This is a genomic window from Streptomyces sp. NRRL S-118 (assembly GCF_000716335.1).
Classification (GTDB): Bacteria; Actinomycetota; Actinomycetes; order Streptomycetales; family Streptomycetaceae; genus Streptomyces.
The window spans coordinates 42,915-63,243 of sequence record NZ_KL591018.1 but is presented as its reverse complement, the minus strand read 5'-3'; the positions used below and the strand labels follow the sequence as shown (position 1 = coordinate 63,243).

Sequence of the window (20,329 nt, the reverse complement as noted above, 5' to 3'; positions counted from 1 at the left end):
TGGCTGCAGGCACCCAAGTGCCCGAGGACCGAGCCGTGAGCAGAAGGTGAGCGCGATGAAGGACGAAGCCACGCATCGAACGGTGGGTGACCGCCCCGGGGCGGTGGCGCCCCGGCGTATGGCGCAGCTCGACCGCGCGGAGGCTCTGCGGCTCCTCGGCACCGTCTCCCTGGGGCGCATCGTCTTCACCCAGCAGGCCCTGCCGGCCGTCCGCCCGGTCAACCACCTCATGGACGGCGACGACATCATCGTCCAGCTGCACGACGGCGCGACGCTCGCCTCCATCGTGGCACCTACCCAAGCGACGGGTGTCGTGGTGGCCTACGAGGCCGACGTCATCGATCCGGAGACGCACATCGGCTGGAGCGTGGTGGTCACCGGTTACGCCCACCGGGTCACCGATGCCGGCGAACTCGCGCTCTTCGCGGCCCGCCTGCGCCCCTGGGTGGAGCACCCGGGCATGAACGCCGCGCTGCGCATCCGGCCGGACCTGGTGACGGGCTTGCAGCTCACGACGTAGCGCGCCCACGGGGGCAGGTGGCGAGCCAGGAGGACGGGCTGAACCTGGGCGCCCACCACAGCGCGCCCACGGGGGCATGTGGCCACCGGTCGCCCGTGACCTCCGCCGCCGTCACTTCCCGGACTTGCGGCTCCCGGGCCCGCGGGTCCTCGACCCGCAGGTCTCGAACGTGCGGGCCACGTCGCCGGCCGGAAACAGCGCGGCGCACGCACGGCCCGGCCCGGCCGTCCCGCCTCCGGACCCGCCGCCCGGAGGGAGTGCAGCCTGCGGCTACCCGTCGCGGTCGACGTCGAGCGGCGCCCGCCACACGAGCCGGCTGCCGCCCTCCTCCGGGCGCTCGATCTCCAGGGTGCCGCCGAGCCCACGGGCCCGCTCCTCGAGGTTGCTCAGGCCGCTGCGCCTGCCGTCGGCAGGGATTCCCCGGCCGTTGTCCGTCACCGTGAGGACGACCTCGCCGGAGGCGGCTTCCAGGGCGACTTCGACCCGGGTGGCGTGCGCGTGGCGGGCGGCGTTGCTCAGCATCTCGGTGAGGGCCGCCATGACGTGATCGGCCACCTGCGGCGAAACGTCCGTGTCCAGCAGCCCTTCCATGCTCAGCCGGGGCGGGAACCCGAGCGTCGTCGCCGTCTCGCCCACCGCGCGGGCCACGCGGGCCCGCAGGCTCGGCCCCGTGTCCTCCTCACGGGCGCGCAGCCCGAAGATCGTGGACCGGATGATCTTGATGGTTTCGTCGAGGTCCCCCACAGCGCGCGAGACCCGTTCGGCGGCTCCCTCGTGCTGGACGAGCCGTGCGGCGCTCTGCAGGGTCATGCCGGTCGCGAACAGGCGCTGGATGGCGAGGTCGTGGAGGTCCCGGGCGATGCGGTCGCGGTCCTCCAGGAGCGCGACCTGCTCGGCGTCGTTGCGTCGTTCGGCCAGCTCCAGAGCGAGCGCGGCCTGTCCGGCGAAGGCCAGCAGCGGCTCCAGCTCAGCCTCGGTGAAGACGGGTTCCCCCTGGCGCCTGGCCAGCAGCAGCACGCCGCGGGTGTCCTTGGCGGCGGTGCCCAGCGGGACGGCGACCGCCGGACCCAGGCCGTCGAAGCGGCGCGGCCCGGCGGTGTACCGGTCGTCCTGCGCCAGGCCGGCGGTGGTCACCGGCGCGCCGGTCTGGTAGGCGGCGCCGGAGAGGGTGCCCTCGACCGGGACGACCAGGCCACGGCGGGTCTCACCGTCGGCGCCGATGGCGAGCTCGACGACGAGGTCGTCCGTCCCGGCGACGGGCACGGAGACGTCGGCGAGCCCGGCCCCGGTGATCTCCTGGGCCCGCCGGGCGATGAGCTCCAGGACCTCCAGCCTCGGCCTGCCCGAGAGCAGACTGTTGGTGATCTCCGCATTGGCCCGGAGCCAGCGCTGCTGGCGCTGCGAGGCCTCGTACAGCCGCGCGTTGTCGATGGCGACACCGGCGGCGACCGACAGGGTGGAGATCACCGACTCGTCCTCGGCGTCGAAGTCCACGCCGCCGTGCTTGTCGGTCAGGTAGAGGTTGCCGAAGACCTCGTCCCGTACGCGGATGGGGACGCCGAGGAAGGTGCGCATGGGCGGGTGGTGCGCGGGGAAGCCGTAGGACGCCTCGTGGGCGCCGAGGTCGGTCAGGCGGAGCGGCTCGGGGTGGCGGATGAGCTCGCCCAGGATGCCGTGCCCGGCGGGCAAGGGCCCGATCTTCGCGATCTCCTCCTCCGTCAGTCCGACGGTGAGGAACTGCGACAGCGTCCGGCCGTCCGGGCCGATCACCCCCAGGGCACCGTACTGGGCGTCCACCAGGAGAGCGGCGGCTTCCACGATGCGCCGCAGCACCTGCGACAGGTCCAGCTCACGGCCCACCGAGACGACGGCCTCCAGCAGGCTGTGCACCCGGTCCCGGGTCCCGCGCGCCGCGTTGATGCGTGCCTGCAGCTCCTCCAGCAACTCGTCGAGCCGCATCTGAGGCATCCGTGACAACGGCTCCTCCACACCCACCGGTCCTCCTGACCTCGATCACCCGCCCATCGGGCAGCCTATCGGCCGTGCGGGCGGTCCGGCGGTCAGACCAGAGGCAGTGGCCGGGGCCCGGCGTAGTAGGCGGTGCGCATGATGTCCTCCATGTCGTCCAGCATCGGCATGCGCGGGTTGGCCGGGGCGCACTGGTCCTCGTAGGCGTTCAGTGCCTGCTGCGGCAGGGCGCTGATGAACGCCGACTCGTCGATGCCCAGGGCGCGGAAGGACGGTTCGATACCGACGGCGTCACGCAGCCGTTCCACGGCCGTGGCGTAGGCGGCGACGCCTTCGGCCGCGGTGGAGGCCGGCAGGCCCAGGGCACGGGCGATGTCCTGGAAGCGCTCGGGCGCCCGGTAGCTCTCGTACTTGGGCCAGCCTGTCGGTTTGACGGGAACCGTGCCGTTGTAGCGGATCACGTGCGGCAGGAGAATCGCGTTGGTCCGCCCGTGGGCGATGTGGAAGGTGGCTCCCAGGGTGTGGGACATGGCGTGGACGATGCCGAGGAAGGCGTTGCCGAAGGCCATGCCGGCGATGGTGCCCGCGTTGTGCATCTTCTCCCGGGCCGGGGTTCGCCGTGCGTCCTGGCCGGTGACGGCGGCTTCCAGGTTCTCGAAGATCAGCTTGATGGCGTGGAGTGCCAGGCCGTCGGTGAAGTCGTTGGCGTAGACCGAGACGTACGCCTCGGTGGCGTGGGTAAGGGCGTCGAATCCGCTGTCGGCCGCGAGCGATGCCGGGAGTTCGGCGGTGAGCACCGGGTCGACGATCGCCACGCTCGGGGTGAGCGCGTAGTCGGCGAGCGGGTACTTCTTGCCGGTCGCCGGGTCGGAGATGACCGCGAACGGGGTGACCTCGGCGCCGGTGCCCGAGGTGGTGGGGACGCAGACCAGCCGGGCCCGCTTGCCGAGCACCGGGAAGCGGAAGGCCCGCTTGCGGATGTCGGAGAACTTCTGGCGCATGTCGGCGAAGTCGATCTTCGGCTGTTCGTACAGCAGCCACATAACCTTCGCCGCGTCCATGGGCGATCCGCCGCCCAGGGCGATGATGGTGTCCGGCCGGAAGTCGCGCATGAGGGCGGCTCCGCGCTGTACGGAATCGATGCTCGGCTCGGGTTCGACGTCGTCGATGACCTGGATGGTCACGGGCGGCTCCCGCTGCTGCAGGACGCGGCTGACGCGGTCGACGTAGCCGAGGCGGGTCATGGTGGCGTCGGTGACCACGGTGACGCGGTGGACCTCCGGCATCGCGGCCAGGTAGCGGATGGCCTGCGGCTCGAAGTAGATCTTCGGCGGCACCTTGAACCACTGCAGGTTGTTCTGCCGTGTGGTGACGCGCTTGATGTTGAGCAGTTGGGCGGCGGAGACGTTGTCGGAGACGGACGTGCTGCCCCAGGAGCCGCAGCCGAGGGTCAGTGAGGGCAGGAGGTGGTTGTAGATGCCGCCGATCGCGCCCTGGGACGACGGGGAGTTGACGATGATCCGTACCGTCTTCATGCGGTGCCCGTAGCTTTCGGCGAGGTCCGGTTCTCCGGTGTGGATCACGGCGCTGTGGCCCTGCCCGTGGAAGGCGACCATGTCGGCCGCGAGGTCGAAGCCCTCCTCGGTCGAGCCGGCCCGCAGCACGGTGAGGACCGGGCAGAGCTTCTCCCGGGTGAGCGGCTCGTCGGGCCCGACGCGGCTCGCCTCGGCCAGGATGAGCGACGTCCCGGCGGGGACCGCGAACCCTGCCCGCTCGGCGATCCAGGCGGGACTCCGGCCCACCGCCGCCGGGTTGACACGGCCCTGCCGGCCGGACGGGTCCGGCGGGAAGAGGTAGGTCTCCAGTTTCCGCTTCTCCTCGGCCGTCGCGACGTGGGCGTGCAGGCGCCGGAACTCGGCCAGGGCCTCGTCGTACACATCGGTGTCGAGGATGACCGCCTGTTCGGACGCACAGATCATGCCGTTGTCGAAGGACTTGGACAGGACGAGGTCGTTGACCGCCCGGCGCAGGTCGGCACTGCGGTGCACATAGGCCGGTACGTTGCCGGCGCCGACGCCCACCGCGGGCTTGCCCGCCGAGTAGGCGGCCTTGACCATGCTGTTCCCGCCGGTCGCGAGGATCAGGGCCACGCCCGGATGGCGCATGAGAAGCCCGGTGGCCTCGATCGAGGGCTCCGCGATCCACTGCACGCAGTGCTCGGGCGCCCCGGCGGCGACGGCGGCGTCCCGCACGATGCGAGCGGCCTCTGCGCTGCACACCTGCGCGGAGGGGTGGAAGGCGAACACGACCGGGTTGCGCGTCTTCAGGGCCAGCAGCGCCTTGAAGACGGTCGTGGACGTCGGGTTGGTGACCGGGGTGACCGCGCACAGCACCCCGACCGGTTCGGCGATCTCGATGATGCCCTCGATGTCGTCGCGCCCTATGACGCCGACCGTCTTGGTCCGGGCCATGCTGTGGGTGACGTGCTCGCAGGCGAACATGTTCTTCGCCGCCTTGTCCTCGAAGACGCCCCGACCGGTCTCCTCCACCGCCAGCCGCGCCAGGGCGGTGTGCTGGTCCAGGGCGGCCACGGAAGCCTTGGCGACGATGTGGTCGACCTGCTCCTGTGTGAAGGACTCGAAGTCGGCGAGCGCCTTGGAGGCGTTGTCGACGAGTCGGTCCACGGCGATCCGCGCGTCGGAGGGGACGCCCCTGTCGGAGGTGTCGCGGCGGTCACTGGTCACCTGAGTCATGGAGGGCTCCCTGGATGCGGGTGGATCGGCCGGTCACGCGGGGTGGCCGCTCGTCGTGTCAGCTACAGCCTGGCGCCGGAGATGCCCGGGGCGAAGGTCCCGATGGTCCCGGTGAGGGGCCCGATGGTCTCCGAAGCCTCCTGGTCAGGCGTTCCTGCGGTCCCACTCGGGGGCGATCCGGGCCCATTCCCGGCCCCACTGCGCGGCGCGGCGCCGCTCGCAGCGCCGTCGCACGAGCTGGTGGAGGGCGAGCACCAGGAGACCGAGGCTCACCGTGACGGCGAGTGCGGCTACCGCGGCATCGAACCGTGCGGCGGCCGGCCCCAGTGGCGCCGACGTCATCTCCCCGTCGTTGTCCGTCCACACCGGGACACGCGCTCCGCGCTCCAGGTGGCTCCCGACCGGCACCCGGCCCGTGTGCGTGGTGCCGTCGGGCGCGGTCCAGCCGACGGTGGCCCGGGTGCGCGTGCTGCCCCTGGCCGCGGGGGCGGGATCCTCCACCAGCACCGCATCGGTGAGGTGGCGCTGGGCCTGCTGTTGGGCCCGCCCCTCCAGCACGGCCTCCCAGGCCGACGCGCCGCCCAGTGGCGCACCGATGAACCCGGTCACGCCCAGGACCAGGAGGATCCAGCCCTCCACCGCGTGGGAACGGTGACGGAGCTCGTTACGGCGCCACCGCCACAGCCGCACCCTCCTGACGCGCGCCGTGGCACCTTCCTCTTCCCGGCCGGCCGGGCGCCCGGTGCTCATCGGGGGTCGAGAAGGGCCGCGACGTACTGGGTCATGTCGACGAGACGGTTGGTGTAGCCCCACTCGTTGTCGTACCAGCCGAAGACCTTGACGAGATTCCCGTGCGCCTGCGTCAGTGGGGCGTCCACGATGCAGGAGGCCGGGTCGCCGACGATGTCACGCGAGACGATGGGGGCGTCGCTCACCCGCAGGATGCCCTTCAGCGGTCCCTCGGCCGCCTCTCGGAGGGCGTCGTTGACGTCCTGCGCCGTGACCGGCCGGTCCAGTACCAGGGTGAGGTCGCTCAGCGAGCCGTCCTCGACCGGCACGCGCACGGCGATGCCGTCCAGGGTGCCCGCGAGTTCAGGAAGGACCAGCCCGACGGCCCGGGCCGCGCCGGTGCTGGTCGGGATGATGTTGACCGCTGCCGTACGGCCCCGGCGCAGGTCCTTGTGCGGGCCGTCGAGCACGACCTGGTCGTTGGTGTAGCCGTGGATGGTGGTCATCAAGCCCTTGACGATCCCGAAGCGCCCGTCGAGGACCTTCACCATCGGGGCCACGCAGTTGGTGGTGCAGGACGCGTTGGAGATCACGTGGTCGAGCCGCGGGTCGTAGGTGTACTCGTTGACACCCATGACGATGGTGGCGTCCACGCCCTTGCCGGGCACCGAGAGCAGTACCTTGCGCGCTCCCGCCTTCAGGTGCCGGCCGGCGTCCTCCCTGGTGCGGAAGCGGCCGGTGGCCTCGATGACCACGTCCACCCCCAGGGCCCCCCAGCGCAGGTCGGCGGGGTCACGCTCGGACGTGACGGCGATGCGGTGCCCGTCGACCGTGATGGACTCGTCGTCGTGCTCGACGGTGCGGCCGAGCCGGCCGTAGGTCGAGTCGTAGGTGAGCAGATGGGCCAGCACGTGCGGGGAGGCGAGGTCGTTGACGGCGACCACTTCCACCGGGGTGCCGCTGCTCGCCTCCATACGTTCCATGACACAGCGCAGGTAGTCGCGCCCGATGCGCCCGAAGCCGTTGATGCCTATGCGTACGGTCATGTCCGCCGCCCTCCCGAGGATGCCGATGCAGGTGGTGCCAGCGTGCGGGCTCATGCGCACCCCCGGCAGGGGTCGAACGGGAGTGTCCCCGGGCCATTGGGCCCTCATCTCCCGTGCTCCGGGCGGCCCGGTCGGCTGCGGGCCCTATGGCCCGCTGCACGGGTCCTGACCGGTTCTGTCCCCTGTCCGTGCCTCGCACCACCCTGGAGGCAGGACATCACCGGCGGGGAAGGAGGTCGCCCCCTTGCCCCGCCTCTCGGAGCGAAGCCCGAGCGGCCGCCCCGGCGACTGCCGTGACACCTGCGAACGACTGGAGATGAGACCGTGGTCAGGAACCGGACCGTGGGAGAAGTGATGACCAGCGAGGTGGTGCAGGCACACCCGGACACTCCCTTCAAGGAGCTGGCCCGGCTGTTCACCTCACACCGGATCGGTGGGCTGCCGGTGGTGGACCACGACGACAAGGTCATGGGCGTGGTGTCCCGGACCGACCTCACCGAGCGGCAGGCCGCTCACCCGCCCGGGTCCGCCCGGCAGCGGATCCTGCGGACGGTGCGGCGGCTGGCCCGCGCCCGCCCCGCCCGCGTCCCTGCCGTGACAGCCCGCGAGCTGATGACCAGTCCAGCGGTCACCGTGCATCCCGAACAGCGCGTGGTCGACGCGGCGCGCATCATGGAACGCCGTCACATCGACCGGCTGCCCGTGGTGGACGAGGAGGATCGCCTCATCGGCATCACCACGCGCCGCGACCTCCTGCGCGTCTTCCTGCGCACCGACGAGGAGATCCGGTCGGACGTCGGCGACGCTGTCTCGGTCCACGTGCCGGCGCACGGCGCCGGTCACGTGCGTGTCGATGTACGCGACGGTGTGGTCACCATGGCGGGCCGGCTCCGGCCCGATGCCGATGCGTCGGTACTGGTCCGAGCGGCATGGCGGGTGGACGGGGTGGTGGGTGTGGTGAACCGGCTGGCGAACGGTCGCGGAGCCGACCATGCCGACCAGGGCGGGACACCCCTGCTGCATTCCGCCGGCTGACAGCGGACAACCCGGCCGCTGCCCAGGGAAGTCAGGACCGGCGCACGGATGACGGCAGCGGGCCCCACGACGGTCGGCCACGCCCGAATGGTGAACGGGTCCGGTGCCGCCTCAGCGGTGGGCAACCCGAAGGAGCCGGCCGCGACGGGCGCAAGCGGTCGGCGCTTCTTCTTCGGCGCAGCGGCCGGTCGGGGGCGTCGATGAACTGCCCTCGTCGCGGCCGCGTCCCATTCGATCGTCTCCGTGGCGGCGACGGCCGTCGGCCTCGGCTTGCCCGATGCCGAGAAACGGACATACAGGGTGCTGGTGCGGTGCCCCGGATGTCCGTGGCACCGCGGCGCGGCTCAGCCGGTCCACGTCCAGTCGGTGATTTCGGGCATGTCGCTGCCGTGTTCGCGGATCCAGGCGTGGTGGCGGGTGCGCGCGTCCGCCATGGCCTGCCGTACGCCCACGGCCCGTACGGCGAGGCCGGGTACGCGGTCGATCACGTCCATGACGAGCCGGTAGCGGTCGAGGTCGTTGCGCACGACCATGTCGAACGGGGTCGTGGTGGTGCCGACCTCCTTGTAGCCCCGTACGTGGAGGTTCGGGTGCCCGGCGCGGCGGTAGGCCAGGCGGTGCACCAGCCACGGGTAGCCGTGGTAGGCGAAGATCACCGGCTTGTCGCGGGTGAACAGCGCGTCGTACTCACCGTCGGTCATGCCGTGCGGGTGCTCCTCGTGGGGCATCAGCCGGGTCATGTCGACGACGTTCACCACCCGGACCACGAGGCCGGGCAGGTGGCGCCGCAGCAGTGCCGCCGCCGCGAGCACCTCCTCGGTGGGTACGTCACCGGCGCAGGCGAGGACCACGTCGGGCTCCCGCGTGCCGTCCTCGGTACCGGCCCACTCCCACACCCCGGCGCCGCGGGCGCAGTGGGCGCGGGCGTCGTCCAGGGAGAGCCAGTCGAAGCAGGGCTGCTTGCCGGCGACGATCACGTTGACCTGGTCGCGGCTGCGCAGTGCGTGGTCGGCGACGGTCAGCAGGGTGTTGGTGTCCGGCGGCAGGTAGACGCGGACCACCTCGGGGCTCTTGTTGAGCACGTGGTCGACGAAGCCGGGGTCCTGGTGCGAGAAGCCGTTGTGGTCCTGACGCCACACATGCGATGTCAGCAGGTAGTTGAGGGAGGCGACGGGGGCCCGCCACGGGAGCGTACGGGCGGTCCTCAGCCACTTGATGTGCTGGTTGACCATGGAGTCGACGATGTGGACGAACGCCTCGTAGCAGGAGAACAGTCCGTGGCGGCCGGTGAGGAGGTAGCCCTCCAGCCAGCCCTGGCAGGTGTGTTCGGAGAGGATCTCCATCACCCGGCCGTGCCGGTCGAGGTGTTCGTCGGTGTCCAGGAGCGGTTCCTGCCAGGCCTTGCCGCTGGCTCCGTACACGGCCTGGAGGCGGTTCGAGGCGGTCTCGTCGGGGCCGACGAGCCGGAAGTCGCGGCGGTCGGCGGTGGCGGCCATGACGGCCTCCAGCAGTCCGCCGAGGACCCCGGTCGGCTCGTGCCGGGCGCCGCCCGGCCGTTCCACGGCGACGGCGAAGTGCTCCAGGGGCGGGAGAGGCAGCTTCCGCAGCAGCAAGCCGCCGTTGGCGTGCCGGGTGGCGCCCAGCCGGCGCTCGCCGTCCGGCACGCAGGCGAGCACCCGCTCCCGCGGCCCACCCTGCTCGTCGAACAGCTCGTCGGGACGGTAGGAGCGCAGCCACGCCTCCAGCTGTTCACGGTGCGCGGGATCGTCCCGCACCGCGGCCAGCGGAACCTGGTGGGAGCGCCAGGTGCCTTCCACGGGGAGGCCGTCCACCTCCGCGGGGCCGGTCCAGCCCTTGGGCGTACGCAGGACGATCACCGGCCAGCGCGGCCGGTCGGTCTGCTCGCCGGCGCGTGCTTCCTGCTGGATGTGCCGGATGCGGTCGACGGCCGTGTCCATCGCGGCCGCCATCGCCCGGTGGACCTGGTGCGGGTCGTCGCCGGTGACGTGGAGGGGGTCGTGACCGTAGCCCCGCAGCAGCTCGTCGAGTTCCGCCTCCGGCAGACGCGCGAGGACGGTGGGATTGGCGATCTTGTAGCCGTTGAGGTGGAGGATCGGCAGGACGGCCCCGTCGTGGACCGGGTCGAGGAACTTGTTGGAGTGCCAGGACGCGGCGAGCGGTCCGGTCTCCGCCTCGCCGTCACCGATGACGCACGCGACGAGGAGGCCCGGGTTGTCCAGCGCGGCCCCGTAGGCGTGCGACAAGGAGTAGCCCAGCTCCCCGCCCTCGTGGAGGGAGCCGGGCGTCTCCGGGGCGACGTGGCTCGGCACGCCGCCGGGGAAGGAGAACTGGCGGAACAGCCGGGCCATGCCTTCCTCGTCCCGGCTCACGTCGGGGTAGACCTCGCTGTAACTGCCTTCCAGCCACGCGTTGGCGAGCACGGCCGGGCCGCCGTGCCCGGGCCCCCAGACGCACAGCGCGTCGAGGCCACGACGCCGGATCACCCGGTTGAGGTGGGTGTGCACGAGGTTGAGGCCCGGGGACGTGCCCCAGTGCCCGAGCAGCCGCGGCTTGATGTGCTCCGGCTCCAGCGGCTTGCGCAGCAGCGGGTTGTCCATCAGGTAGATCTGCCCGACCGACAGGTAGTTGGCCGCCCTCCAGTGGGCGTCGAGCACGTCGAGTTCTTCGTCGGTCAGGGGCACGCCGCCCGAGTCCTCGTCCTTACCCATGTCTTCCTCCGTCGTGTGAGTGCGGGAGCGGCGTCCGCCGGACCTCCCCGTGTGGCATTGCGGAACGTGTGCCCCCGCGCCCGTCGTACCGGAGACGCCTCGCCGCAGCCCGGGCGCCGTCTGTCTCAGCTCTTCGACGCACGCGCTCCATGGTCGTGCGCGTGCCGCCTCACGGCACCGTGACACAGGCGGCATGACGACAAGAAGGGCCGGATGGGCCACCCCTGCGCTCTCTTGGTGCACCGATCGGACAAGCCGGGGCCTCTGTCGTTCACGGGACCGGTGGCTGCGGGCCGAACGGCCTTCACAGGCGTCCGGAAGTCCCCGCGTACGCCCGTGATGCCGGTACGGGCGGCACCGCGGCCCGGGCCCTGTCGGCTCTGCCCGGGCAGGCCGGCGGCGGACAGGCTGGGAGCGTCCAAGGAAGGAGTTCCCATGAGCGGTCTCAAGACCAGCACGGAAATCGGCGTCGAGGTGCGGAACCGCGGACAGGTGCCGAACGGCGCGGACACCTATGCCCGGGAGAAGGTGCTCGCGCTGATCAGCCATGTGAGCGAACCGGTGCTGTCGGTCCGGGTGAAGCTCACCCAAGCCGTCAACGCTTCGACGGTCCGTCCGGCTACTGCTCAGGCCGTGGTGGACGTCAACGGCCGGCCGGTACGGGCCCACGTCGCGGCGAGCACCATGTTCGAGGCCGTCGACCTCCTGCAGGAGCGCCTGACGGCGCGGCTCGCCCGGGCACGGCGGTACGGGAGCCGCGGTCCACGCGGCAGCGGCCCGGACGACCGGGCATCGTGGGACGGCCCGGGTCACGAACACCGCCCCCACCGCCATCACATGCCGGCCGAGGAGCGCCGCGTCGTACGGCACAAGTCGTTCAGCCTGGCCCGGCAGACGCCCGAGGACGCCCTGATCGACCTGGAAGCCATGGACTACGGCTTCTGGGTCTTCACCGACCTGGCCTCCGGGTACGACAGCGTGGTCTACCGCGACCCCCGTACCGGCCGGCACCGCATGGCGTCCCTCGGGCCCATGGGCCCGGAACGGGAGATCGAGGGAGTGCTGAGCGTCAGCACGATTCCCGTCCCCACGAGCCGTGTGGACGAGGCCGTGCAACGGCTGCACCTGACCGGTCTGCCCTTCGTCTTCTTCCACGACACCGCCACCGGCCGGGGCAGCGTGCTCTACCACCGCTACGACGGCCACTACGGACTGATCACCCCGGCCATGTAGTGCCCGTCCCAGGACCGCACCGGCCGCTGACGGCGCTCCGGAACACTCCCGGTCGCTCGGACGGACTTCGCTCGGTCCGGCCCGTTCGCCGCCGTCATGTGCCGCGTGCGGGCCGACGCCCCGCCCCCTGCTACGCCACCGCTCCCCGCACGAACGTCCCCCCAGCATTCGGAGGAATCCATGTCACGACGTACCGTCATCGCCGCTGTGGACGGCTCGGCCGAGTCGCTCGCCGCAGCGGAGTGGGCCGCCCGGGAGGCCCGCCTGCGCGGCCTACCGCTGCACATCCTCCACGCCTGGCAGGACTGGTCGCCGGCCTTCGCCCACGCCCCGTTCGTGGGCACGCACACAACGCCCGGCGGAACGACCATCACCCAGCACTGGGCGGAACGCGTCCCTCGTGAAGTGGTTGATCGGCTGCGGGAGGGTCATCCCGGCCTGAACGTCGGTATCGAGCAGATCTTCGGGCGTCCCGCCGAGGTGTTGCTCTCCGCGGCGGAGAAGGCGGAGGTTCTGGTCCTGGGATCGCGAGGGCTGGGTGTCCTCGGTGGCTTCCTGGCCGGCTCGGTGTCCCTGCCCGTCATCGCGCATGCCGAGCGCCCGGTCGTCGTCGTACGCGCCCGCGAGCGGGCCGAGGACGAACTGCGTTCCGAGGCCGGTGGCAACGTCACCGGTGAGGGCGCGTACCTCGACGTGGTGCTCGGCCTCGACCTCTCCCGGCCGTGTGACGAGTTGATCGCGTACGCCTTCGAAGCCGCCGCTGCGAGGTCGGCCCGGCTGCGGGTGGTCCACGGCTGGACCGCTCCGGTCGTCCTCGGATACGACCCCGCGGCCGCCGACCCCGGCCACGGTGTCGCGAGGTCGTTGCGCGAAGCGAGTGCGCTCACGGACGTACTGCGGCCGTGGCGTGGCAAGTTCCCGGATGTCGAGGTCACGGAGCAGTGCGTGGTCGGCCGGGCCGCGGACCACCTCGTGGAAGCCTCCAGGGACGCCTCGCTGCTGGTGGTGGGGCGGCGTATACGCCGCGGGGCGATCGGCGCGCACATCGGCCCGGTCGCACACGCGGTGCTGCACCACGCAACGGCGCCGGTGGCGGTGGTCCCACACCTCTGACCGTACGGTCGCACCACCGACGTGGACCGAATGATGCCCGGGGCCGGGTGTCGCCGCTTCCCTGGAAGCGGCGACACCCGGCCCCGGCATGTCGGTGCGGGGGGAGCCGGTGCACGACTCGGTGAACCAGCTCGACGTGGGTACGCCCCCCCGAAACGAGCAGGCCGGCGATGCCACTGCTCCAGGGAGCGACAGCCTGCACGGGCGGCCGCACCCGACGGCCCGGCTTGGCGTGCCGTGGTGACGGTCACGTCTCCGTCCTTCACAACGCCCTCGAACGCCTCCGACACCCTCGTTCGCCATCGGCGACGCGGGCGTTGGAGGCGTTCGAGGAGTAGCCGACCACGCCGGGGAACCTCCGACGCACGAGCCGGCCCCGGAATCCCTTCGGCCGGAACCGGGCTCCGCAGTGAAGGCCGTGACCCGGCGGGGCGCGTGCCGTCCACGGGTCCGCCCCGGCCCCGTGCGCGGTCGCCGGGCTCACGGCATCTTGCCGGAGTGGGAAGTACGGCCGTACATGCTCGTTGCGGCGACCAGTGCGAGCATCCCGACCGCCATCATGATGAGACCGACAAGTGGCCTGTCGGCTCCGTCCCACTGCCAGTCGACGGCGAACACCAGAATCGCACCGAACCCGATCGACGTGATGGCTCCGATGGCAAGCAATCCGGGCACGTGGCCCACCTCCTCGAGCGGCCCATGGGCACCCTGCCCCGCCGATTCCCACTGTCGCCGGTCAACGGCGCCTCTCCCAGGGGCCTGTTGGTCCCGTCCGGCAGCGCCATGAGGCCCGAGGTCGCCCCGGGCACAGCAAGGGGCCGGCGGAACCGAGTGACTCGGCCCGCCGGCCAGGGAGGCCGACCGGCCTCAGCTCATTGCCGCACCGACCGCCAGGAACCCGGCGACGGCCACCAGCAGGGCACCCATCAGTGGGGCCATGAAGCGCAGGTACTGGTCGTAGCGGACCTTGGCAAGGGACAGGCCACCCATGACGACGGCCGACGTCGGCGTGATGAGGTTCACCCATCCGGAAGCCGACTGGTAGGCGGTCACCACCAGGGCCCGGCTCACACCGGCGAAGTCGGCCAGGGGAGCGAGGATGGGCATGGCGAGGGCCGCGTGACCGGACGAGGAAGGGACGAAGAAGGCCAGCGGAAGGTTCACCAGGAACATCAGGACGGCGAACACTCCGGAGGACGTGCCGGTCACGGCACTCCGCAGGGCGTCGAGGATGGTGTCGGTGACACTGGCGTTGTTCATGATCACCGTGACTCCCCGGGCCAGCATGACGATCATCGCCGCTCCGATGAAGTCCCCGGCACCGGCGGTGACGGCGTTCGCCGTCCCCTTCTCCCCCAGTCCACCGACCAGCCCGACGAAGACCGCCGCGACGATGAACAGGGCGGCGAGTTCGGGGAAGTACCAGCCGAGTGTGGGCAGGAAGGTGATGTGCAGGCCGGACCAGGGGACCACGGCGAAGATCATGAAGAGGAAGGTGGCCGCGAAGAGGCACAGGACGGTGCGCTGGCGGCGCGTGAGCTCCACCGTGTCCCTGCCCTCGTTCTTGATACGGCGGTCGTCCTCGGTGAGCGGCGTCAGGGAGCGCGTGGGGTCTGCGGTGACACGGCGGGCGTAGCGCACGACGTGGACGGCTGCCAGAGCGGTCAGGCAGGCCCACATCGACAGTCGCAGGATGATTCCCTCTCCGGTGCCGATGCCGGCGCTGTCGGACGCCACTCCGGTGGCGAAGGGATTGACTGTTGAGGCGAGGGTTCCGACCCCGGCGCCCACCATGATGACCGTCGCGGCGACCATGCGGTCGTACCCCAGGCCGAGCATCAGCGGGATCATGAGCCCGTAGAAGCCGAGGGTTTCCTCGGCCATGCCATAGGTGGTCCCGCCGAGGGAGAACACCGTCAGGAGAACGACGAGGAGCAGGGTCCTGTGGTGACGGAGGCGCTGCGCGAGCCGTGCCACTCCAGTGGTCAGGGCGCCGGTGCGCATCGTCACGGTGATGAACGCGCCCACGGCCAGGATGAAGAGGAACACTCCGGCGGCCCCCGCGAAGGAGCCGGTCCCCCCGGGCGTGGTGAGACCGGTCTCGGCGTCGGTGACCCCGTACAGACCGTTGACCGGGGAGAGGAACAGGTCCTTGAGCCGGTCCTGGAAACCGGTGGCCGATTCCACGGGATGGTACGTACCCGGGACGGGACTGCCGTCCTTCATGTCGTAGCGGCCGGCGGGGATCACGAAGGTCAGGGCCCAGACCGCCACGGTCACGCCGACCAGGACGGTGAAGGCGGAGGGGAACCGGAACCGCCGTGGGGTACCGCCGGGTATGCCGGAGTCGGTCCTCTCTCCGGCCGGCTGCGGGGACGTGGGTGCGCTGTCGACAGTCATGTCAGGTCCTGGGTGCGTCGTGGTCGGCCTCGCGGCCGCTGGGTGTGACGACGGTCCCGGCAGCGCCGTCGAGGATGGCTCGGGCGTCTTCGAGGGCGCCGATGGCGGCCATGCCGCCCGTGAGTTCGACGAATCGGCATACGGCGTCGACCTTGGGTCCCATGGATCCGGCCGGGAACCGCTGGGCTCTCAGGGCCGCGGGCGTGGTCCGTCCGATGGGCTCGGCGTCGGGGGTGCCGTAGCCGAGCGAGACATGAGGAACGTCCGTGAGCAGCAGGAGCGCGTCGGCGTCGAGCGCCTCGGCCAGAAGGGCGGCGGTGAGGTCCTTGTCCACCACGGCTTCGACGCCGGTCAGCTGCCCCTGTTCGTCACGGATCACCGGTACGCCACCGCCCCCGGCACACACGGCCACCGCCCCCGAATCCAGCAGCAGCCGGATCAGCCGGGTCTCCACGACGCGCTGCGGACGCGGGGAGGGAACGACGCGCCGCCAGTGGGTGCCGTCCTGCTTGACGGTCCAGCCACGTTCGGCGGCCAGTCGCCGGGCTTCGGCCCGGCCGTAGACGGGGCCCACGAACTTGGCCGGGTCGGCGAAGGCAGGGTCGGCCGCGGAGACCAGGGTCTGGTTCAGCAGGGCGCAGACCTGCCGTGCGGGCAAGGCGTTCTGCAGCGACTGGAGCAGCCAGTAGCCGATCATGCCCTGGGTCTCCGCGCCCAGGACGTCGAAGGGGTAGGGACTGCTGAGGGACTTGTCGGCGGCGCTTTGCAGGGCGAGCACGCCGACCTGCGGGCCGTTCCCGTGGGTGATGACCAGTTCGTGCTCATCCGCGAGGGGGGCGAGGGCGGCCACGGCGGCACGGACGTTGGTGAGCTGGACGGCGGCGTCCGGCCGTTCCTGACGGCGGAGCAGGGCGTTGCCGCCCAGTGCGACGACTACACGCATGGTGTTCTTCTCCGGGGTCGAGGTGATGCCGTTCTCAGTCGCCGAGGGTGGCGACGAGAACCGCCTTGATGGTGTGGAGCCGGTTTTCGGCTTGGTCGAACACGATGGAGTGCGAGGACTCGAAGACCTCGTCGGTGACCTCCAGCGCGGTCATGCCCGTCCGCGCCGCGATCCTGGCGCCGACGGTGGTGTCGCTGTTGTGGAAGGCCGGCAGGCAGTGCATGAACTTGACCTTCGGGTTGCCCGTCGCCGCCAGGGTCCTGGTGGTCACCTGGTACGGCTTGAGCAGGGCGATGCGCTCGTCCCACATCTCCGGCGGCTCCCCCATGGAGAGCCATACGTCCGTGTAGAGGAAGTCGACGCCCGCGACCCCTTCGGTCACGTCCTCCGTCAGGGTGATCCGCGCGCCGCTGACTGCGCCCGCCCGCCGCGCCTCGTCGACGATCCCGGGGGCGTTGTGCAGGGAACGCGGCCCGACCATGCGTACGTCCATGCCGAGCATCGCCGCGGTGACGAGCAGCGAGTTGCCGACGTTGTTCCTGGCGTCCCCCAGGTAGGCGAAGGAGACCTGGTTCAGCGGCTTGTCGGTGTGCTCCCACATGGTGAGCACGTCGGCGAGCGACTGCGTGGGGTGCCACTGATCCGTCAGGCCGTTCCAGACCGGCACGCCGGCGTGCCGGGCCAGTTCCTCCACCAGCCGCTGGTCGCTGCCCCGGTATTCGATCCCGTCGTAGTAGCGGCCGAGGACGCGGGCGGTGTCCTTGATGGAGTCCTTGTGCCCGAGCTGCGAGCCGGCCGGGTCGAGGTAGGTCACATGCGCACCTTGCTGGTGGGCGGCCACTTCGAACGCGCACCGGGTCCTGGTCGACGTCTTCTCGAAGATGACGGCGATGTTCTTGCCGCGCAGCCGCTGCTCCTCCCTCCCTTCGCGACGGGCGGCCTTGATGGAGGCGGAAAGGTCCAGCAGGTGGCGGAACTCCTCAGGAGTGAAGTCCAGTTCCTTCAGGAACGGGCGGTGGCGCAGGGCGACGGACATGGTCGGGCTCCTTGCTGCGTGCAGGGTGGAGGAAGGCGAGGTGGTCGGACCGGGCGCGGGATCAGGCGGCTTCTCGTTCGATGGGGCAGCTCATGCACCGCGGACCGCCGCGACCGCGGCCGAGCTCACTTCCGCGCACCGTGATGACCTCGATCCCGCTCTTGCGCAGGTAGGTGTTGGTGGTCACGTTGCGTTCGTACGCCACGACCACACCGGGCTCCACAGCCAGCACGTTGCAGCCGTCGTCCCACTGCTCCCGCTCGGCGGAACGCACGTCCTGACTGGGGGTGAGAACGTTGATGGACGGCAGACCCAGGGCTTCGGCGATGACCTGGTCCATCCGGCCGGGCGCGTGGTCGGTGACCTTCAGTCCCTGTCCTCCGGTGCCCGGTTCGATCGTGGAGGAGGGAAGCATGCCGAGGCCGGCGTAGCGGGTGAAGGTGTCAGCGCTCACCATGGTCATGACGGTGTCGAGGTGCATGAAGCTGCGGCTCTTCGGCAGGCTGACGGCCACGACCCGCCGGGCGGAACCCGCCGCGAACATCCGCAGTGCGAGGTTCTCCACGGCCTGCGGCGTGGTGCGCTCGCTCATGCCGACGAGCACCGCACCGTTGCCGATGACCAGGACGTCACCACCCTCGATGGTGGCGGGGTAGGCGCCCTCGCCGTCGGTCCACCGGTGGAACTCGCCCTTCTCGAACAAGGGGTGGTGCCGGTATATGGCTTCGAAGTGGACCGTTTCCCGGCGTCGGGCGCGCTTGTTCATCGGATTGACGCTCACGCCGTCGTACACCCAGCAGGAGGTGTCGCGGGTGAACAGATGGTTGGGCAAGGGTTCGAGGAGGAAGTCGTCGGGTGCCATGGCGTGCAGCCGTACGCTCGGTACGGCGCCCACGCGGTCGAGCAGTTCGGCCTTGGTGACGCCGCCGATGAGGGAGGCGGTCAGCTCGGCCGGTTCCAGGGAGTCGAAATGCGCACGCAGCCGGTCGGTTCCGAGGACGCCGAACTCCCGCTCGTCGAAGACCCGCTCCAGCACCAGCTGCCGCGCGTCGATTGCGGACAGGGTCTCCGTGAGCAGGTCGGCGAGAAGGTGCACGCCGACTCCCCGGTCCCGCAGAACATCGGCGAAGGCGTCATGCTCCTCACGGGCACGTTTGACCCACAGCACGTCGTCGAAGAGGAGCGCGTCCTTGTTGGTGGGCGTGAGGCGTTTCAGTTCGAGGTCCGGCCGGTGCAGGATGACCTGCTTCAGCCGGCCGGTCTCGGAGTCGACGTGAAAGGGCATGGGGATCCCCCAAGGGTGGGAAAGGAACGTGCGCGCAGGTGGCGCAGCACAGGGACTGCCGCCGGTCGGGGCCGCTGGGCCCCTCGAACAGCACTTGAACTCTGGCACTCGGGTCCCCACTCACCCGGCGGCGACAGTCCCTGGTCACGGGCCGGGCAGCACCCTTGGGGATGGCCCGTTCGCTCGGCACACAGGGCCCTTCGGCCCTGCTGGGCAGCGGTCGGGGATCATGCGCGGCGACCCGGGCGGAACCGGCCGTTCACGCCTCTTCGTGCGGCACCACGGCCACCGGTGGCAGACAGTGGTGCAGCACGGCGTGCGTGACGGCACCCAGGTGGACGCCTACTGGTGATCGGCGTTCGCGGCGGCCGACGACGACCAGCCCCGCACCCCGTGACGCGTCGACCAGATCATGCGCCGGGCGTCCGAGGGTGCAGCGCGCGGTGACCGGGACCCGGGGGAACGTCCGCCGCCAGGGCTCCAGCACCTCTGCCAGAGCGTCTTCCTTGGCAGCCGCCACCTCGGCCGACAAGGCGTGCCCGGCCGGGGTCGACTCGGCTCCGTGGAAGGGCGGGGGGCTCCAGCTGTGGAGGGCCTGCACCGAGCCGCCGTGCCGGTCGGCGTGTGCGAAGGAGAAGGCCAGCACCGCTTCGTTCCCGCCGGTGAGGTCGACCCCGACGAGGACGGTCGCGCCGGGCGCGCGGAGGGCGGGCGTTCCGGGGGGTCCCTTGCTCTCCTCCGCCCCGCGGACGAGCACGACCGGGCGAGGCGCACGGGCGGCGACAGCCAGGGACACGGAGCCGAGGACGTATCCGGCCATGGGTCCGAGCCCCCGCGACCCGAGAACCAGCAGTTCGTCCTCCGCCGCGGCAGCACGCAGCACATCGACCGGATCGCCACAGACGTGCGAGATGGTCACCTCCAAACCGGGGTGTGCGGAACGCACCTGGCCCGCGACGCGGCGGGGGATCCACGCGGTCCGGTCGTGCCCGTTCCCCCGGACGAAGAGCGGAGTGTGCACGTCCGGCCCCAGGTCCCATACGTGCAGCAGTCTCAGCCCCACTCCGCGGCGCACTGCCTCTGCGGCGGCCCATTGGACCGCCGACAGGCATACTCGGGTTCCGTCGAGACCAACGGTGAGCGTGCGGGACATCGGCGGACCTCCGGATGCAGGGGGTGGTGTTGCCCTTCAGCCTGCTGTCTGCGGGACGTCCGCCGAAGGGCCGCTGGTCCCCCGTGAGGGGCCCGGTCCGCCCTGAGCGTGTGCCGCTCGGGGAGGCCGGGGCCCGGTCTGCCCTCCGTGTGCCGCTCGGGGAGGCCGGGGCCGCACCGTGAAAGGACGATCACGGCCGGATAAGGGACTCCGTCGTCCGGAAAGCATCCGCGCGACACCGACGTGCCGCTGATCACCAGCCAGGTCCGGTCGCCGGGAAAGTCGTGGACCGGGCGCGACCCTGACGACGCGACCGCACCGTCAGGGTGAGCGCCTCACACAGAAGGCACATGGGCGCCGTCCGTATCGATCGGCATTCGATACGG

General features: G+C 71.1%; 15 protein-coding genes. 4 read left to right on the top strand and 11 right to left on the bottom strand.

Annotation, left to right across the window (positions count from 1 at the left end; translation table 11 throughout):
- Positions 1-55: 55 nt before the first annotated feature.
- Positions 56-520: a pyridoxamine 5'-phosphate oxidase family protein gene (locus tag IH00_RS0126465; protein ID WP_039947443.1), complete on the top strand. Its 465-nt coding sequence runs from the start codon at positions 56-58 to the stop codon at positions 518-520.
- 270 nt (positions 521-790) lie between these two features.
- Here IH00_RS0126465 and IH00_RS0126460 read toward each other — a convergent pair whose 3' ends face one another.
- The 4 genes from IH00_RS0126460 to gap all read right to left on the bottom strand — a co-directional run bounded on the left by IH00_RS0126460 (position 791) and on the right by gap (position 7,016).
- A complete protein-coding gene (locus IH00_RS0126460) occupies positions 791-2,488 on the bottom strand; it encodes a sensor histidine kinase (protein WP_420710922.1) in 1,698 nt (565 codons plus the stop codon).
- Positions 2,489-2,580: 92 nt separating this feature from the next.
- Positions 2,581-5,241 (bottom strand): bifunctional acetaldehyde-CoA/alcohol dehydrogenase, encoded by a 2,661-nt coding sequence (gene adhE, locus IH00_RS0126455; RefSeq protein ID WP_031077844.1) that lies wholly within the window; start codon positions 5,239-5,241, stop codon positions 2,581-2,583.
- A gap of 144 nt (positions 5,242-5,385) precedes the next feature.
- Positions 5,386-5,880 (bottom strand): Rv1733c family protein, encoded by a 495-nt coding sequence (locus IH00_RS0126450; protein WP_234334968.1) that lies wholly within the window; start codon positions 5,878-5,880, stop codon positions 5,386-5,388.
- Between the two features lie 107 nt (positions 5,881-5,987).
- Positions 5,988-7,016, bottom strand: coding sequence for a type I glyceraldehyde-3-phosphate dehydrogenase (gene gap / locus IH00_RS0126445; RefSeq protein ID WP_031077840.1), 1,029 nt, complete (start codon positions 7,014-7,016; stop codon positions 5,988-5,990).
- A 354-nt stretch (positions 7,017-7,370) separates the two neighbouring features.
- Here gap and IH00_RS0126440 point away from each other — a divergent pair, with 354 nt between their 5' ends.
- Entirely contained in the window at positions 7,371-8,051 is a 681-nt protein-coding gene (locus tag IH00_RS0126440; protein ID WP_052411653.1) for a CBS domain-containing protein, read from the top strand.
- A gap of 344 nt (positions 8,052-8,395) precedes the next feature.
- Here the strand turns inward: IH00_RS0126440 and IH00_RS0126435 are convergent, their stop codons facing one another.
- The gene (locus IH00_RS0126435) at positions 8,396-10,780 is read right to left on the bottom strand and encodes a phosphoketolase family protein (protein ID WP_031077836.1); all 2,385 of its coding nucleotides are present in this window, start codon (positions 10,778-10,780) and stop codon (positions 8,396-8,398) included.
- A gap of 435 nt (positions 10,781-11,215) precedes the next feature.
- Between IH00_RS0126435 and IH00_RS0126430 the strand changes: the two genes are divergently transcribed.
- Both IH00_RS0126430 and IH00_RS0126425 read left to right on the top strand, forming a co-directional pair.
- Positions 11,216-12,013 carry an HPF/RaiA family ribosome-associated protein gene (locus IH00_RS0126430; protein WP_031077833.1) on the top strand — a complete coding sequence of 266 codons (798 nt, stop codon included), beginning with the start codon at positions 11,216-11,218 and terminating at the stop codon, positions 12,011-12,013.
- 180 nt (positions 12,014-12,193) lie between these two features.
- Positions 12,194-13,126 carry a universal stress protein gene (locus IH00_RS0126425; RefSeq protein ID WP_031077831.1) on the top strand — a complete coding sequence of 311 codons (933 nt, stop codon included), beginning with the start codon at positions 12,194-12,196 and terminating at the stop codon, positions 13,124-13,126.
- A gap of 480 nt (positions 13,127-13,606) precedes the next feature.
- On the opposite strand, the gene IH00_RS0126420 is transcribed toward IH00_RS0126425, so the two are convergent.
- From IH00_RS0126420 to IH00_RS0126395, 6 genes are all read right to left on the bottom strand, one after another.
- A complete protein-coding gene (locus IH00_RS0126420; protein WP_031077829.1) occupies positions 13,607-13,801 on the bottom strand; it encodes a hypothetical protein in 195 nt (64 codons plus the stop codon).
- A gap of 192 nt (positions 13,802-13,993) precedes the next feature.
- The gene (locus IH00_RS0126415) at positions 13,994-15,526 is read right to left on the bottom strand and encodes a YfcC family protein (protein WP_078887982.1); all 1,533 of its coding nucleotides are present in this window, start codon (positions 15,524-15,526) and stop codon (positions 13,994-13,996) included.
- Between the two features lies 1 nt (position 15,527).
- A complete protein-coding gene (gene arcC / locus IH00_RS0126410) occupies positions 15,528-16,469 on the bottom strand; it encodes a carbamate kinase (protein ID WP_031077825.1) in 942 nt (313 codons plus the stop codon).
- A 34-nt stretch (positions 16,470-16,503) separates the two neighbouring features.
- A complete protein-coding gene (gene argF / locus IH00_RS0126405) occupies positions 16,504-17,505 on the bottom strand; it encodes an ornithine carbamoyltransferase (RefSeq protein WP_031077824.1) in 1,002 nt (333 codons plus the stop codon).
- A gap of 61 nt (positions 17,506-17,566) precedes the next feature.
- Positions 17,567-18,790, bottom strand: a complete 1,224-nt coding sequence (locus IH00_RS0126400; protein WP_031077821.1) for an arginine deiminase — start codon at positions 18,788-18,790, stop codon at positions 17,567-17,569.
- 259 nt (positions 18,791-19,049) lie between these two features.
- Positions 19,050-19,943: a universal stress protein gene (locus IH00_RS0126395; protein ID WP_031077819.1), complete on the bottom strand. Its 894-nt coding sequence runs from the start codon at positions 19,941-19,943 to the stop codon at positions 19,050-19,052.
- Positions 19,944-20,329 lie beyond the last annotated feature (386 nt).

Coding starts and splice junctions, on each gene's coding strand:
- IH00_RS0126430 (WP_031077833.1), top strand. CDS start 11,216: ATGAGCGGTCTCAAGACCAGCACGGAAATCGGCGTCGAGGTGCGGAAC.
- argF (WP_031077824.1), bottom strand. CDS start 17,505: ATGTCCGTCGCCCTGCGCCACCGCCCGTTCCTGAAGGAACTGGACTTC.
- IH00_RS0126460 (WP_420710922.1), bottom strand. CDS start 2,488: ATGCCTCAGATGCGGCTCGACGAGTTGCTGGAGGAGCTGCAGGCACGC.
- IH00_RS0126415 (WP_078887982.1), bottom strand. CDS start 15,526: ATGACTGTCGACAGCGCACCCACGTCCCCGCAGCCGGCCGGAGAGAGG.
- IH00_RS0126400 (WP_031077821.1), bottom strand. CDS start 18,790: ATGCCCTTTCACGTCGACTCCGAGACCGGCCGGCTGAAGCAGGTCATC.
- IH00_RS0126465 (WP_039947443.1), top strand. CDS start 56: ATGAAGGACGAAGCCACGCATCGAACGGTGGGTGACCGCCCCGGGGCG.
- adhE (WP_031077844.1), bottom strand. CDS start 5,241: ATGACTCAGGTGACCAGTGACCGCCGCGACACCTCCGACAGGGGCGTC.
- gap (WP_031077840.1), bottom strand. CDS start 7,016: ATGACCGTACGCATAGGCATCAACGGCTTCGGGCGCATCGGGCGCGAC.
- arcC (WP_031077825.1), bottom strand. CDS start 16,469: ATGCGTGTAGTCGTCGCACTGGGCGGCAACGCCCTGCTCCGCCGTCAG.
- IH00_RS0126440 (WP_052411653.1), top strand. CDS start 7,371: ATGACCAGCGAGGTGGTGCAGGCACACCCGGACACTCCCTTCAAGGAG.
- IH00_RS0126435 (WP_031077836.1), bottom strand. CDS start 10,780: ATGGGTAAGGACGAGGACTCGGGCGGCGTGCCCCTGACCGACGAAGAA.
- IH00_RS0126425 (WP_031077831.1), top strand. CDS start 12,194: ATGTCACGACGTACCGTCATCGCCGCTGTGGACGGCTCGGCCGAGTCG.
- IH00_RS0126395 (WP_031077819.1), bottom strand. CDS start 19,943: ATGTCCCGCACGCTCACCGTTGGTCTCGACGGAACCCGAGTATGCCTG.